Origin of the sequence: Nonlabens sp. Asnod2-A12 (assembly GCF_045063745.1) — a bacterium.
Lineage (GTDB): Bacteria > Bacteroidota > Bacteroidia > Flavobacteriales > Flavobacteriaceae > Nonlabens > Nonlabens xylanidelens.
In genome coordinates this window covers 2,565,225-2,581,141 of record NZ_JBEFOB010000003.1, presented here as the reverse complement: position 1 = coordinate 2,581,141, position 15,917 = coordinate 2,565,225, and the positions used below count along the sequence as shown (strand labels likewise).

The 15,917-nt window shown below is 34.3% G+C and carries 16 protein-coding genes; 9 read left to right on the top strand and 7 right to left on the bottom strand.

Annotation, left to right across the window (positions count from 1 at the left end; all coding sequences use genetic code 11):
- Genes ACJJVJ_RS11765 through ACJJVJ_RS11750 form a run of 4 tightly spaced genes read right to left on the bottom strand, consistent with a single transcriptional unit; the run spans position 1 to position 4,691 of the window.
- Entirely contained in the window at positions 1-1,032 is a 1,032-nt protein-coding gene (locus ACJJVJ_RS11765) for a carboxypeptidase-like regulatory domain-containing protein (protein WP_405370474.1), read from the bottom strand.
- 13 nt (positions 1,033-1,045) lie between these two features.
- Entirely contained in the window at positions 1,046-2,881 is a 1,836-nt protein-coding gene (locus tag ACJJVJ_RS11760) for a GNAT family N-acyltransferase (RefSeq protein WP_405370473.1), read from the bottom strand.
- A gap of 49 nt (positions 2,882-2,930) precedes the next feature.
- Complete coding sequence (locus ACJJVJ_RS11755; protein WP_405370471.1) at positions 2,931-4,217, bottom strand: aspartate kinase; 1,287 nt, start codon at positions 4,215-4,217, stop codon at positions 2,931-2,933.
- Entirely contained in the window at positions 4,218-4,691 is a 474-nt protein-coding gene (locus tag ACJJVJ_RS11750; protein ID WP_104513923.1) for a GNAT family N-acetyltransferase, read from the bottom strand. It lies immediately after the preceding gene.
- Between the two features lie 115 nt (positions 4,692-4,806).
- Between ACJJVJ_RS11750 and fbp the strand changes: the two genes are divergently transcribed.
- From fbp to ACJJVJ_RS11725, 5 genes are read left to right on the top strand one after another with little or no spacing between them, the layout of a single operon-like run.
- Positions 4,807-5,817: a class 1 fructose-bisphosphatase gene (gene fbp / locus ACJJVJ_RS11745; RefSeq protein WP_405370468.1), complete on the top strand. Its 1,011-nt coding sequence runs from the start codon at positions 4,807-4,809 to the stop codon at positions 5,815-5,817.
- Between the two features lie 33 nt (positions 5,818-5,850).
- On the top strand, positions 5,851-6,204 hold the full coding sequence (locus tag ACJJVJ_RS11740; RefSeq protein ID WP_405370467.1) for a fructose 1,6-bisphosphatase: 354 nt from the start codon (positions 5,851-5,853) through the stop codon (positions 6,202-6,204).
- Positions 6,205-6,210: 6 nt separating this feature from the next.
- Complete coding sequence (locus tag ACJJVJ_RS11735; protein WP_405370465.1) at positions 6,211-7,041, top strand: cell envelope biogenesis protein OmpA; 831 nt, start codon at positions 6,211-6,213, stop codon at positions 7,039-7,041.
- A gap of 5 nt (positions 7,042-7,046) precedes the next feature.
- Positions 7,047-7,529 carry a Rab family GTPase gene (locus ACJJVJ_RS11730; protein ID WP_405370463.1) on the top strand — a complete coding sequence of 161 codons (483 nt, stop codon included), beginning with the start codon at positions 7,047-7,049 and terminating at the stop codon, positions 7,527-7,529.
- A complete protein-coding gene (locus ACJJVJ_RS11725; protein WP_405370462.1) occupies positions 7,526-9,028 on the top strand; it encodes a response regulator in 1,503 nt (500 codons plus the stop codon). Before ACJJVJ_RS11730 ends, ACJJVJ_RS11725 begins: the two co-directional genes overlap by 4 nt.
- A 10-nt stretch (positions 9,029-9,038) precedes the next feature.
- On the opposite strand, the gene ACJJVJ_RS11720 is transcribed toward ACJJVJ_RS11725, so the two are convergent.
- Both ACJJVJ_RS11720 and ACJJVJ_RS11715 read right to left on the bottom strand, forming a co-directional pair.
- A complete protein-coding gene (locus tag ACJJVJ_RS11720; RefSeq protein ID WP_104513929.1) occupies positions 9,039-9,464 on the bottom strand; it encodes a hypothetical protein in 426 nt (141 codons plus the stop codon).
- A gap of 53 nt (positions 9,465-9,517) precedes the next feature.
- Positions 9,518-10,456, bottom strand: a complete 939-nt coding sequence (locus ACJJVJ_RS11715) for an NAD-dependent epimerase/dehydratase family protein (RefSeq protein ID WP_405370461.1) — start codon at positions 10,454-10,456, stop codon at positions 9,518-9,520.
- 253 nt (positions 10,457-10,709) lie between these two features.
- Here ACJJVJ_RS11715 and ACJJVJ_RS11710 point away from each other — a divergent pair, with 253 nt between their 5' ends.
- The 4 genes from ACJJVJ_RS11710 (at position 10,710) to ACJJVJ_RS11695 (ending at position 14,770) form a co-directional block, all read left to right on the top strand.
- Positions 10,710-11,399 (top strand): hypothetical protein, encoded by a 690-nt coding sequence (locus ACJJVJ_RS11710; protein ID WP_405370460.1) that lies wholly within the window; start codon positions 10,710-10,712, stop codon positions 11,397-11,399.
- Between the two features lie 100 nt (positions 11,400-11,499).
- Entirely contained in the window at positions 11,500-12,009 is a 510-nt protein-coding gene (locus ACJJVJ_RS11705; RefSeq protein WP_104513932.1) for a hypothetical protein, read from the top strand.
- Between the two features lie 56 nt (positions 12,010-12,065).
- Positions 12,066-13,163, top strand: a complete 1,098-nt coding sequence (locus tag ACJJVJ_RS11700; RefSeq protein ID WP_405370458.1) for a ligase-associated DNA damage response exonuclease — start codon at positions 12,066-12,068, stop codon at positions 13,161-13,163.
- Complete coding sequence (locus ACJJVJ_RS11695) at positions 13,160-14,770, top strand: ATP-dependent DNA ligase (RefSeq protein WP_405370456.1); 1,611 nt, start codon at positions 13,160-13,162, stop codon at positions 14,768-14,770. The genes ACJJVJ_RS11700 and ACJJVJ_RS11695 overlap by 4 nt, the downstream gene beginning before the upstream one ends.
- A gap of 85 nt (positions 14,771-14,855) precedes the next feature.
- On the opposite strand, the gene ACJJVJ_RS11690 is transcribed toward ACJJVJ_RS11695, so the two are convergent.
- A complete protein-coding gene (locus tag ACJJVJ_RS11690; RefSeq protein ID WP_405371255.1) occupies positions 14,856-15,839 on the bottom strand; it encodes a polyprenyl synthetase family protein in 984 nt (327 codons plus the stop codon).
- Positions 15,840-15,917: the final 78 nt, after the last annotated feature.

Below are 15,917 nucleotides of genomic sequence, written 5' to 3'. Positions count from 1 at the left end.
TTACTTTAATTCATAATCTAGAGGCAGCATACCAGACACTTTTAAATAAGATACAAAACCACCTGTTTTGAGTACATGGTAATTAATCACATTACCAGATCCAGAAACTATTAATGTAGGGTCTTCTAAATATATCGCAGACTGGAAATTCTTAGAATCCATAATATCATATTGAGTCTCTCTAAAATCTAATAGATATTTATCACCTCGCTTTCTACTCCTCACATGTTTATCAAAAGAGACCTTTTTTCTTTTGAAGAACAACTTATAACCCTCTTTTTCAAACTCTCCTAAAGCCATTAATTTAAATAAACGCACCTCTGACACTTTATAAGCTCGCTTGCGGTGGCGTTTTACCCAGCCTTTATTAGCTTTACTCTCATCTAACTCTTTAAAAAAAGCACTACCTACAAAGAAAGAAGACACCATTCTATGAGTAGGAGTTTCAAAATCACCAGTAATACGCATATTATCTAAGCTTATACTTTCAAACGTAATCTCAAAATCGGTTAAATCATAAGTTACAAGGTAATTTAAATCTCTGTTTTCTATCAATACTGGTTCTTGAGCAAAGGCTATCATCTTACCTGTAGATGGATTAAACCTCATCTTAATTTTATCTAGATTAAGAATGGTACACTGCTTTGCAATTAAAGTAGTTCCTAAGAACTGTTTGATAAAATATTGTTCTTTCTTCTCTCTACTCCATGGATCTGGATTAAGAAATACAGCTGGCAGTTCTCCTACTTTAGGTTGTAATCTTATGTTAGAAAAATCTGTATGTAAAGGGTCATTAAAAGATTGAGAGACATAACCTAATAAGCTTATTGTAAAAACACTTTGACTATTATCATAATAAGGAATTTCAAAATTCCCATCAAAATCAGTGATAGTACCTTTTGATGTTCCAGAAAAATAGACATTTACAGATGCAAGTGTTTCATTAGTCACAGCGTCATAAACGGTTCCTTTTATTTGCTGTGCACTTAGAGAAAGTGGGAGAATTAAGAGTAATAAAAATTTAAAATTCAAAGTATAATTCTGTTTAAGATTTATCTTCTACTTTATCATCATCCTGCTTAGAAAAATATTTAGATTCCATCTCTGCCTGAAATTCTTCTAAGACTGGCTTTACAGTACTTTCTGGTAAATCTGCTATACGTATATACATCAATCCATCTACTGCATTATTAAATAAAGGATCTACATTAAAAGCTACCACTTTTGCGTTTTGCTTTACGTACTTCTTTATTAATACCGGTAATCTTAACTCGTTAGGCTCTAACTCGTCAATGATTTTGTCAAATTTATTGAGATCTGCCTCGCTCTCGTCAAATATAAAATCCTTGTCGGCATCTTCTAGCTTTACTTTAAACTCTTGTTTTGGTGTAATGTACTGCGCCACATAAGGATCGTAGTAATTACTCTTCATAAACTCTATCATCAATGACTTAGAGAAATTAGAAAACTTATTACTGATACTCACACCACCTATTAGATATTTATGCTCGGGAAATCTAAGAGTACAATGCACGATACCTTTCCATAAAAGGAATAAAGGCATAGGCTTTAACTGGTATTCTTTTATAATAAAAGCGCGCCCCATTTCTATGGACTCGCTCATCATTTTATGCAGCTCTGGCTCAAATTTAAATAACTCATTAAGATAGAAACCTTCTAACCCATAAGCTTTACTTATCTCACTACCCATACCCATACGGTATGCTCCTGCAATACGGTTTGCATCGCGATCCCATAAAAACATTTGATGGTAGTACTCGTCATAGTGATCTAGATCTGTAGCGTTATTAGTCCCTTCTCCTATTGCTCTATAGGTGATCTCTCTTAACCTACCTAATTCCTTAAGAATATTAGGGATATCATTTTTTCTAGCTAAGAAAACCTCGTAGTTCTTAGATTCTAATAATCGTTTATCACCTTTTTTACGAAGCTTTTCCACCTCTTTAATCATCGCGTTTTGATCTACTGTATCGATAATTTTTTTAGGCGTTTTAGGTAATTTAATAGTTTTAGGAATGTCGCTTAACTTCTTAGCTTCCTTATCATATGCCTTAGAGAGCATATACGTTTTCTTGCGTAAGAAGTCTGTAAAGTCTTCTAGCCTGTTGTGTTCTTTTTGTGCTTTAACAGAAATAGGGTTTCCTATCCTCACTTTAATCACACGTCGTTTTTGTGATAAAACTTCTGACGGTAATTTTGCAGTTCTAAAAACGGACGATAATTTTGCAAGTCTGTAAAATAACTGACTATTTTTTGCATGAAAGTAAATAGGAATAACAGGCACCTCAGCTCTTTGAACTAATTTCATAGCGCTTTCTTCCCATTTTTTATCTACCATAAGTGTACCGTCCTTATAGGTTGACACCTCTCCAGCAGGAAAGATACCTAGAGGCAAATCACTTTTTAAATGCCTAATAGCCTGCATAAAACCAGCCGTACTAGACTTTGCATCTTTATGATCTTCAAATGGATTTACAGGCATTATATAAGGCTTTAACGGCTCTATACGGTGCAGTAAAAAATTTGCTATTATCTTATAATCAGGCCTGCGTTCTAAAAGAAGTTTTAAAAGAAGAATACCATCTACTCCACCTAGTGGATGATTAGAAATAGTTATAAACGCACCTGTTTTAGGAATACGTCTTAAATCTTCTTCAGGAATTTCAAACTCAATTTTTAAATCTTCTAGAAGTGCATTTAAAAATACTGTAGAACTTTTATCCTTGTGTCTATTGTATAACTTATTAAGAGTAGAGATGCGCAATAACTTCATAAGTGACCAGCCTCCTAGGGTACCTAGAAAACCGTACTTATCTATATTGATAGCTTTGGCTACCTCTTTTGCATTAACAATTCCCATAAAAGTTGGTTAGTAATAAGTTTACAAATATAAGATAATTGTAAACCGACTATTCCTTAACGATCAACTGAAGTGTTTCTTGTGCACGTTGCTTCAATAAAACTTTTTTATCTGACTCTATCATTTCTACAGAATCTCCATCATAATGTCTTACTGTATAGAGTGATACATCTTCTACATAACTCACTTTATAACGCGATTCTAGATCGTTAACTAGCTCATTAATTTTATGATATTTATCTTCTACACAAATTGAAAAACTAATTGCACTGTTTTGCAACAGCCCTACTTGCATTTTATGAACGCTTAGTTCTTGAAAAATATCAGATATATTATTCTCTCCTATAAAACTAAAATCCCTAGAAGAAATCTTGAGAAAAACCATTTCTTTTCTCACAATATAACAAGGTATCAAAGGCTCTATAGTCTCTACAGACGTAATGACCGTACCCTCTTTTGTAGGATTAATAAAAGATTTTACATAAAGAGGTATCTTCTTACCTTGTAATGGTTGTAATGTTTTAGGATGTATCACAGACGCACCGTAAAATGCTAATTCTATCGCCTCGTTATAAGGCATTTTATTAAGTAAAACGGTGTTTTTAAAAACTCTAGGATCTGCATTGAGAACACCAGGAACATCTTTCCATATAGTCACGTTTTTTGCATTAAGACAGTAGGCAAGAATAGCTGCAGTGTAATCACTACCTTCTCTACCTAGTGTTGTGGTAAAACCATTATCATCAGACCCTATGAAACCTTGTGTAATGAACAATTGTCCCTGACAGGATTGAGATATGAGTTTTCCGCTTTTTTTCCAGTCCACACCAGCATCACGATATTTATGATCTGTTTTTATCAATTGTCTGGCGTCTTTCCACACCGTAGGGATACCACAAGCATTCATAAAAGCAGCAACTATCTTTGTAGAAAGCAACTCTCCATGACACACTACTTGATCATATAAGAAACTATAATTTTTACTCTGATTGCGTAGCATTTCACCTTTGAGAGACTCTATTATTGCTTTTATGTCTTTTTTAATTCCGCTTTCGCGAAAGCGAGACAACCATAAATCTTCCATACCAGGTACTGGCACCTCTAGATCTTCAATAATTTTTAAATGTTGGTTATACAAATCGTCAATAAGCGAGAGATAACTGGCATCATTATCTTGATAGGTAGCGATAATAACTTCTAGAGCATTAGTAGTTTTTCCCATTGCAGAAACCACTATACCTAAATCTTCTATACCTGTAGTTTGCAATACATTTAAAACGTTGCGCACTGCTGAGGCATCTTTTACTGACGCACCACCAAATTTAAATATCCTCATCTATTTGTTAATGTAAGCTTTTAATGATTTTTTATCCATTTGAGCTAGGTACCATTCTTTATCAATAGTAGCTCCAGACTTTTCATAAAATTCTATAGCGTTAGTATTCCAGTCTAAAACTACCCATTCTACACGACCCACATTTTGATCATAAGCATAGTGCATTACCTTATCATAAAGCGCTTTACCTAGGCCTTTACCTCTCATTTTTTCTGTAACTATTAAATCTTCTAGATGAATGGTTTTACCTTTCCATGTAGAAAAACGTGGATAACACAAACTTATTCCTTCTATCTGACCTTCATGTAAACCTACAAAACATTTAAATAAACTGGACTCACCTAGCCCGTGTTCTTCTAGGTCTTTTACAGTAATATCTACAGCATCGGGCTCGTTTTCAAAAACAGCAAGCTCTGTAATAAGCTCAATAACTCTAGGGAAATCTTCTTTAACGGCCTCTCTAACTTCTATCATAAGGTGAATTTTGATGTAAATATAATTGACCAATTTTAAAGAAATCTAAAAACTATCCTATACAACGTTGTAGGGGCAGCGTTTTTATTAAGATATTTGCACAACTTATCAAATTATGGCTACAAAGAATCAATCCTTAGGAGAATTTATTATTGAAAACCAAAATGACTTTCAATACAGTAGTGGAGAACTCTCTAGACTGATCAACTCTATCAGGCTTGCTGCAAAGATGGTCAACCACGAAGTTAACAAAGCTGGCCTAGTAGATATAACTGGTAGTGCTGGTGAAATTAACACTCAAGGTGAAGACCAGCAGAAGCTAGATGTATTTGCAAACGACACATTTATAAGAACACTAACTAACAGGCAAATAGTTTGTGGTATTGCTAGTGAAGAAAATGATGATTTTATCACCATAGAAGGGCAGCGCAATGATCACGGTAACAAATACGTGGTTGCTATGGACCCACTGGATGGTAGTTCTAACATCGATGTAAACGTATCTGTAGGTACTATTTTTTCTATTTATAGAAGAATTACACCGGTAGGAACACCTGTACAACTAGAGGATTTTTTACAACCTGGTAATATGCAGGTTGCGGCTGGTTACATAATTTACGGTACTTCTACCATGTTAGTATATACTACTGGTAACGGTGTTAATGGTTTTACACTTAACCCATCGCTAGGTACTTATTACTTATCTCACCCTAACATGACTTTTCCAGATGATGGAAATATCTATAGTGTAAATGAAGGAAACTACAGTCATTTCCCTCAAGGCGTTAAAGATTACATCAAATACTGTCAGACCGAAGAAGGCGACAGACCTTATACAAGCAGGTATATAGGTAGTCTAGTTAGTGACATACACCGTAATATGATCAAGGGTGGTATTTATATGTACCCTAGGAGTTCCAAAGCAAAAGAAGGAAAACTGAGATTGCTTTATGAATGTAATCCTATGGCTTTTATAGCAGAGCAAGCTGGCGGTAGTGCTAGTGATGGACATGAAAGAATTCTAGACCTTAAACCTACTGAATTACACCAGAGAGTACCTTTCTTTTGTGGTAGTAAAAACATGGTTTCAAAAGCAGAGGAATTCATGACTAAATATCCTCGATAATTTTACTTAAATTAGCCTATTAATATTAACCTTATGGCCCATAACAAATCACAGGCAGAAGAACCAGCAATATCTATAGATAGCAGTTCTAAACTTGAAGCGATAAAGAACCTCATCTTTGGAGAAAACATACAACAGTATGACTCTGAATTTGATCTTTTAAAGAAAGACCTTTTAGCTAAACGTCAAGAGCTGAACGAGATGATCGATGATACTCGTGAAGAATTGAATAAAAGCATAGATAGCCTATCTACAGATTTAAACATCCGTATTACAGATTTAGAATCTAAAATGGAAGATAGACTAGAGAGCATAGAAGACGATAAAACTAGTCGCTCTATGTTAGGTGAAGCATTAATTGAGTTAGGTAAAAAGATAAAAGCCTAAAAGTGAATGATTAATCAGGATGATAAGCTAGACTTATTACGCACTCTTTTACTTACTGATGACAGACAGCTTACTGAGAGTATCTCTAATAAAATTTCTATTCTAGAAGAAACCATTAGAGAGAGAGAAAAACTTTCTGCAAAAGTGACACCCATCATACAAGAAGAGCTGGAAAAGTACACCCTGAACATTCCGAAAACACTAGGTCCCGTAATCACAAAGAGTCTTAAAGTTCAAATAGAAGAGTCAAAAGACGAAGTGGTAGAAGCTTTATACCCTATACTGGGTAAAATGATAAAAAAATACATCTCTAATGAGATCAAGATGCTATCAGAAAGCATAGATAAGTCTACCAAAGAAGCTTTTTCTAGTAAAGGAATCAAAAGAAAATTCATGGCGCTATTTAGTGGCGTTAAAGAAAATGACATGATCATAAGTGCCCTGGCCAAAGCACATGTAGAACAAATATTTGTTATAGAAAAAGGTTCTGGAATACTCTTAGGCAGCTACCAGACTAAAGAAACTGTAGATGAGGACATGATAAGCGGTATGCTTACAGCCATAAAAGCATTTGTAGAAGATGCTTTTAAAGAAACCCATCACGATCTTCAGTCTATTGAATACGATCTCTATGAAATACACCTACATAGTTTTCATAAATACTACATTGCATCTGCAGTAAGTGGGACATTTACAGAAAGATTAGAAAACGAATTAGAAAATTTTAATTTTGAAATTAGTGAAGATATAAGCAAAAAAAGTATCTTACACGATAGAGATGCTCTAGAAGCTTTATTACTAGACAGATTTAAAACATACAAATTCACAGAGGAATAAATAAGATGACATCAAAAAAAATAGTTATAGTAGGAAGTTTTGGAGTAGGTAAAACGTCGCTTATACGTCGTTTTGTGGACGAGACTTTTTCTGAAGATTACAAAGTTACTATAGGTGTACATATACTAAAGAAGACTGTAGAAATACAGGAAAACATAGTAAACCTTATCATCTGGGATACAGAAGGTACTGACGATATAGAAGAAATAAGAAAAGCCTATTTACTAGGAACTCATGGTTTTATCTACGTTACAGATATTACTAGACCTAAAACATATGAGAATCTAGCGGCTCATAAAACATACCTGAACGAACAATTCGGCAATGTGCCTATAATAGCAGTAGGAAACAAAACAGATTTACTTGCCAAAGGTAGCATAGCGCAAATGAAAGAAGAAATGGACTTCTTAGACTTACTTATAAGTGCAAAAGAAGGAAACAACGTGCAACGCTTATTTGAAAGAATGGCAAAAATGCTTATCGCATGATACCAGATAAAAGCAACAAAGACTTTATAGTAAAAGTACAATTTATAGCAATTGATGATCAAGGTAGGATCAAAAAGTCAGACCAAAATTTAATAAAGTTTACTGAAGGAACACAAATAGTAGATGTTCATCCTTTTTTTGAATCTCTTATTACTTATTTCGATCACAAATCTGATCACATAAAATTAGATTGTGTCAACATGTTCGACCATTCTTATGATATAGAGGTAATCACTCATAAGGATAATACAGGAGTAATTATTTTAAGAGATCGCACAGACTTTTATGATCGTATTCAAAAGATCGCACAAAAGCGTAACGAGTCCCTTATATTTAATGAAGTTCTTGAATTAAAGAACAACATGCTTCATGAAAAAGAAGCGTTTAAAACTAAATTTATACAGAATTTTGCACACGAGGTGAGAAGTCCACTCACTTTAATAAGTGCCTTTTCCTCTCTATTACTTAAAGGAGAATTAAATCTAGATCAAACTAAATTAGTCGAGGCTGTTAATGAACAAAGCGATAAGCTTAGAAAATTAATGGACGATATTATAGAGCTTTCTCAACTTAAAAAAGGAAAACCAGAGATTATAAACACTCCTTTTTCTTTTCTAGAATTAATAGAAAGCATTCATCTTAATTTCAGTTCAAAAATAAGTATCTCCAGTAATATTTTTGAGATGAGTGTCTCACAAGATGTTCCTGAATTTTTAATAGGAGATAAAAGGAGAATAGAACAAATTATAAGTAATCTTATTGAAAACGCTTTATTGTACAATAGCGGTAATAAGATTAAATTAGAAATTTCAGAAAACAACAGAAGAGCTGGTAAATCTAGTTTAAGATTTGTCGTACACCATCAAGGACTTGTTCCAGAAGATCTAGAAAACCGACACCTAGTTAAAGATATAGAAAAAATAGAACCAGAAGGACTATCTTTTTCTATAGTTAGAGAGTTAGTAGATCTAATGGACGGTAGTATTTCTATTAAAAAAATAGACAACAATAGTACTGAGCAAATTATAAACATAAGAGTCTCTTTTCCATTACACAACGTAGAAATACCGGTTAAAGAAACTAAAACAGCACAACAATATAACTTTACAGATAAAGTAAGAGTTCTTATTGCAGACCAAAATAGCACTACACAATTTACCGCCTTAAAGGTACTTGTGAGTACAGGTAACTTTGACACCGTAGTATATAAAGACCCTAGAGAATTATTAGAAGCTGTAGAAAAGCATGAATATGACCTTATTCTAATATCTTCTAGCATCTCTCAGATAGATGCCGTAGAATTAATAGGTATTATTAAAGAGTTTGCAAACGATAAGAATAAGACTATTCCTATTATCGCATTAACCGTGCGCACAAGTAAAGAAGACATTGCAACTTACCGCAAGGCAGGATTTAAAGATGTAGTAAAAAAGCCTTATACAGATGACGAGTTATTAAACACCATCTATAAAAGGCTCAATCTTAAAAAATTCCTTTAAGAATAGGAATTTATCTGTCTTTGTTTAATAAGTGTCTATAATCCTCAAGATTAAGATGTCCATTAAATATTTGAATAGAACGCTCTACTAGGTATTCAGCATCTTCATCATTATAACCTAATGCAGTAGCATATTTTTTCAACAGAATATGCTCTGCCTCTTCCATATGGTGGTCTGCAAATACTACTTTGAAAAGATCATGCAACCACTGGATGCGTTCTTCTGATGTATTAGGAGGCGTTACAGGATAAGCTTTAGGATTTTCTACTATCTTATCATAGTCAGCATCAGAGATATCTAAGATCGCTTTAAAACGACTCAACACTACTTTTTCTTCTTCATGCATTCCAGACACTTGGGCTAGATTTACCAAAGTTGCAAAATGACTTTTATTTCTGGCACTTTCTCCAGATTCAAATAAACTTGAAAACGACATAATCTTTATTTAATTATTGCAAATATAAGGATAGCTCTTCTAGAACTTTCTAATTATTTAAGGTGAGATAGCATTTCTGTAACCATATTATCAAGGTCATACTCATGTTTCCAGTTCCAGTCCTCTCTTGCTGCGCTGTCATCAATAGAACTAGGCCAGCTGTCTGCAATTTCTTGTCTAAAATCTGGATTATATTCTATAGTAAATTCTGGAATATGCTTTTTAATCTCCTCAGCAATAGCAGTAGGAGTAAAACTCATACCAGATAAATTATAAGAAGAACGCTCCTTAATCTCTTTTAAAGGCGCACGCATAATTTCTATAGTTGCCCTTACCGCATCTTCCATATACATCATAGGTAAAGCAGTGTCTTCTTTAAGAAAACAATCATAAGAACCCTCTGCAACAGCTTTATGAAAAATATCTACCGCATAGTCTGTAGTACCACCACCAGGTAATGTTTTCCAAGAAATAAGACCAGGGTATCTAATAGACCTAACGTCCACTCCATACTTATTAGAATAGTACTCACACCATCTTTCACCAGTTTGCTTACTTATACCATAAACCGTGGTAGGTTCCATAACCGTATGTTGTCCTGTATTTTCTCTAGGTGTAGTAGGTCCAAAAACAGCTATACTAGACGGCCAGAAAACCTTATCTACCTTACCTTCTTTTGCTATATCCAGCACGTGCATTAAAGAATCCATGTTAAGACTCCATGCTTTTTTAGGGAATTTTTCTCCAGTAGCACTTAACATGGCAGCCATTAAATACACTTCATTAATTTCATAATGAAGACATATATCTTCTATCTGGCTTTTATTCATAGCATCTAGCGTCTCAAAAGGGCCAGAAGACATTAACTCTTCATTTCCCTCACGTATATCACTAGCAACCACCTGCTCACCTCCATAAATCTCTCTCAATCGCATGGTAAGCTCTGTACCTATTTGCCCGCAGGCACCTATTACTAATACTTTAGTCGGCATTTGTATATTTTTTCACAAAGATAAGAAGACATTAAACATGCAATTCTTAGATTTATTCTAATTGTTATAAATATCTCGCTTTCGCGAAAGCGGAATACACATAAATCAATCATTTTAATAAAATTTACACATAAAATATGTTTATTGTTAAATAAATTATGAATAATGCTTATTAATTAACAATCTATTACCTATAAAACTATCTCTACAGTTGCTATGACATTGTAATTTTGTACCAACAAATCAAACAATTATGAAAAAGACGATAATAGCCGCTGTATTTGCAGCATCAGTATTAACTGCATGTAAAGAGAGTGAAAAAGAAAAAATGGCCGACATTTCTGATGACGTGATGAACGAAGTAGAAAATCCTACAGAAGACATGATGAACAATACCGAAAATGCAATGGACAAAACTGTTTCTTATACAGAAGAGCAAGCTACACAAATGGCAAACGATTTTGAGAGCAATGTAGAGGTAAAAGATGGCAAAATAGTATCTATTAAAGGATACGATGCTTATAATAATTTAAGAACAAGCTTTACAGACCTTAAAGAATCTAGTGCTGATAACGTAAAAATGAAAAGTGAGTCATTAAGAGCTTCTTTCAACAGTTTTAAGACTAGCATCCCTGAATATTTACGTGTAGATGATGTGAATGACGCTATAGAAGACGTAGAAAAAGAGATCAAAGAATATGAAGAAGAGATGGTAGGTAAAAAAGCATCTGAAAAGAATAACAAAAAGAACATAGAGAAAATTCAAGAAGCCTTTGACGATCTAGAAAAAGAAATGGTACAAGCACGTGAAAAATTTATAGATAATAAAAAAGACGCGATGGAAGAATACATGGAAGAAATAAACAGTAGCAGAAATCAAACTACTACAGAGAGGTATCTAGACGCTACTGAAGAGTACAATGAAGAAATGAAAGACAAATAATACTTCCCTAAACTATTATTTATTAAAAGTGCTGTACGCGTTACAGCACTTTTTTTTTGTTTATATTATAATCATATTTGCATTTCATCGTTATCTATCTATGCGTTTATCAATTTTATTTCTTTTTTTAATAGTAGCCTGTAGACCTGCACCGGCAGATGTATCTACAAAATCAAATCAAATTGATTATTCAACTATGAATTTAAGTGTGACTAAAATGGCACTAGTAGGTAAAGCACAAAAAGAAGCTCTTAAATGGGTGGACTACCAGAATTTAATCACTGGATTAGAAAATTACGATCATTCTATAGGTATGACTAACGAACTTATAGATCACGTAGATAAAATGTTAAAGCTAGAGGACAGTGCGTTTAATGACCAGACTATATTATCTCGCATGCTGGTTTTAAAAACGAGGTTAAGTATTTATAAATCATACTTAGGTTACCGCATTAAAACTCCTGAAGATTCACAAAGAAAATACAACGATATCATAACGGCACTAGACCAGCTTACCGATCAAATGAATTGGTTTAAAAACGAATTTGAATCGAGCAATAGAGAAACTTTAGAAGATTTAAAAGCAGATTTAGATCCTGATAAGGTTTAATTATAAACTTCTCTTAATCCATCGATATTAAGGCTTATGTCATTTAACTTTATGACATGAGTAAAGCATTATTACAGTTTACCAATAAAGGTATCTATTGCAAACCTGCAGGAATTTATCTAGACCCATGGCAGCCGGTAGAAAAGGCGCTAATCACACACGGCCATGCAGACCATTCTAGATGGGGTCATAAAAAGTACATTACTCAAAATGATAATGTTCCTATAATAAGTCACCGACTGGGCGACATAGATGTGTCAGGAGTAAATTACAACGATAGTTTTTCAATTAATAATGTAAAGTTCTCTTTTCATCCTGCCGGCCATATTCCAGGATCTTCTCAAATAAGAGTAGAACATAAAGGAGAAGTCTGGGTGTTTACAGGAGATTATAAAACAGAAGACGACGGTATTTCTACCGTTTATGAACCTATAAAGTGTGATACATTTATAACAGAATGCACCTTTGGTTTACCTGCTTTTAAATGGAGACCACAGCAACAGGTTATGGAAGATATAAATCTATGGTGTGCACAAAATCATGTAGAAAAGAAGACTTCTATTCTCTTTGCCTACTCACTAGGTAAAGCACAACGCATAATTAAACATCTAGACACTTCACAAATGAAAATCTACTGTCATGGTGCGGTTTTTAAAATGACTGAGGTATTGAGAGAGCAAATTAATTTTCCTCCTACGCATTTAATAACGAGAGAAACTACAAAAGAAGAAATTGCAGGAAACATAGTCATTGCACCACCTAGTGCTCATGGAAGTGCATGGATGAGAAAAATGGTCCCTTATGTTACCGCAAGCGCTAGTGGATGGATGACTTTTAGAGGTGCACGCCGTAGAAAAGCTATAGATAAAGGTTTTGTTCTTTCTGATCACTGTGATTGGGATGGGTTATTAAATAGTATTGATGCAACTGGTTGTGAAAACGTAATAACAACACATGGATATCAAGATATATTTGCTCGTTTTTTAAGAGAAGAAAAAGGATTAAATGCAATTAGTGAGCGCACTCAATATGAAGGAGAAAACGGTGAATCAAATGCAAGTGAAGAAGACACATCTACAGATGCTAAACAGGATCGAGTTGAAAAAGAAATTACAGACTCTACCTTATCTTCTAATTCAAATACAGAGTCATGAAGCAATTTGCAGAACTTATAAGAACCATAGATGGTACTAATAAAACTAATCTTAAAGTCGCAGCGCTTACCGAGTATTTTAAAATAGCCAGCGACGAGGATAAATTATGGACTATTGCCATTCTATCGCATAGAAGACCTAAACGACCTGTGAACACTACCTTAATGAGAGAATGGGCTACTCAAATAAGCGGTGTACCTATGTGGTTATTTGAAGAAAGCTACCATATAGTAGGCGATCTAGCAGAAACTATTGCGCTTATACTGCCTACCACAAACGAGTCTAGCGATAAAAGTCTATCACAAATAATTAAAGAGATCATAAACTTAAAATCTAAGGACGAACAAGAGAAAAGAGAATACCTTCAAAGCAACTGGCTACAACTTAATTATTATGAGCGCTTTGTGTTCAATAAAATTCTCACTGGTGGTTTTAGAATAGGTGTTTCTCAAAAATTAATGACTAGAGCGCTGGCTAGTGCTACTGGTATAGACAAAGACATTCTTGCCCATAAACTTATGGGTAGCTGGACAGGAGAAAACACAACGTTTCAAGAGCTTGTTTTTGAAGATAATGAAGTTGCTATGCGTGGTAAACCTTATCCGTTTTATCTTGCTTATGCTATTGAAGGTGAAGTAAACGATCTAGGCGATGTTCATGAATGGAGCGCAGAGCATAAATGGGATGGAATAAGATCGCAAACTATTATACGTGCAAATGAGCTATTTGTATGGTCGCGAGGTGAAGAATTAGTAACCGACAAATACCCAGAGTTTCAAAGATTTCTAGATGTAATTCCCAATGGTACTGTGATCGATGGAGAGATACTACCGTTTAAAGATGGTGTTATTATGAATTTCAACGATCTACAAACAAGAATAGGTCGTAAAACCGTTGGTAAAAAACTATTAAAAGATGTTCCTGTAGTAATCGTAGCTTATGATTTACTAGAGTGGAAAGGAAAAGATTTAAGAGAAATGCCTTTCATAGAAAGAAGAGCCCTACTCGACAAGCTAGTTTTGGACCTCAACAAAAAAGAGGAAATATTACCACAAGAAGAAAAAACACCCTTGCTCCTATCAGAAACTATGAATTTTACTTCTTGGAAAGACATGGCTGCAGAGCGCCATCTCGCAAGAGAAAAAAGATCTGAAGGGTTAATGATTAAAAGAAAAGACAGTCCCTATCTAGTAGGTCGTAAAAAAGGCGACTGGTGGAAATGGAAAACAGATCCCTTTTCTATAGATGCTGTTCTTACCTATGCTATGCGCGGTCATGGTAGAAGAGCAAATTTATTTACAGATTACACCTTTGGATTGTGGCAGGATGGAGAGCTGGTCACGTTTGCAAAGGCATACAGCGGTTTAACTGATGCCGAGTTTAGAAAAATAGATGCCTGGATTAAGAAAAATACGTTAGAACGTTTTGGCCCAGTAAGATCTGTAACACCGCATCATGTTTTTGAAATAGCTTTTGAAGGTATTGCACCTAGTAAAAGGCACAAATCTGGTGTTGCAACACGTTTCCCTAGAATAGTAAGATGGCGTACAGATAAACCCATGGAAGAGGCAAATACATTAGATGATTTAAAAGCTTTGATACCATAAAATGAATAAACTGACATTAAAAAAGGGTGGAATAAATCCACCCTTTTTTGATATAAAACTCTCCATATAGAGCAAAATTTTTTTTCTAACTCACACGACTCATCAAATCCAGTGAAAATTTCTTTAATTCATTTTTACTGTCATCACTTATAGAAAGAGTTTCTATAATAGAAAGCGCCTCGTCCGTATAAAATTTAATAGCATGTAGGGTTGCTGCTGCCCCACCACTTGCTTCAAAAAAGACTTTTACGATTTCTTTCTTTTCTTCAATTTGATCTTCATTCATTTCTTCATGATCAAGAGCAAACCATTCTTTTAATTCTGTTGCGCAATCTTCATTTTCTATACTTCTTAGGTATAAGTATGTCTTTTTATTCTCTCGTATATCACCACCTACCTCTTTACCAAAGGTTGCTGGATCACCAAATGCGTCTAGATAATCATCCATTAATTGAAAAGCAAGACCTAAATGAATACCGTAATTATAAATAAGCTTTTGCTCTTCTTCTTTCACGCCAGCGATAATAGCACCCATTTGTAATGCACAACCTACAAGAACAGATGTCTTTAACTTAATCATATTCAAGTATTCTGAAACAGTAACATCGTCACGAGTTTCAAAATCTACATCATACTGTTGTCCTTCACACACCTCTAGTGCTGTTTTAGAAAACACTTTATGCAGTTGAAAGAATTGCTCCTTATCATACCCTTCAAATAAACGATAAGCCATTATTAACATCGCGTCACCAGAAAGAATACCTGTATTAAGATCCCATTTTTTATGGACCGTTTCTTGCCCTCTTCTCAGGTCTGCCGCATCCATAATATCATCATGTAAAAGAGTGAAGTTATGAAACACCTCTACCGCTACCGCAGCGTCTAGACTGTCATTAACTGGTGCGCCATACATTTTTGCACTCATCATAGTTAATAAAGGTCTTATTCTTTTACCTCCTAAACTAAGTATGTAATGAACTGGATCATAAAGACCTGCGGGCTCATTTTCTGTGATTCTATTTTTAAGATGATCTAAAAACGTAATTCGTAAGTGTTCTAATGCATTCATGCGGTAAAAATAATCCATGAACAGTTCTATTTTATAAGAAATACGAACTGTCTTGTTAAAAAATTGTAAAACTTAGGA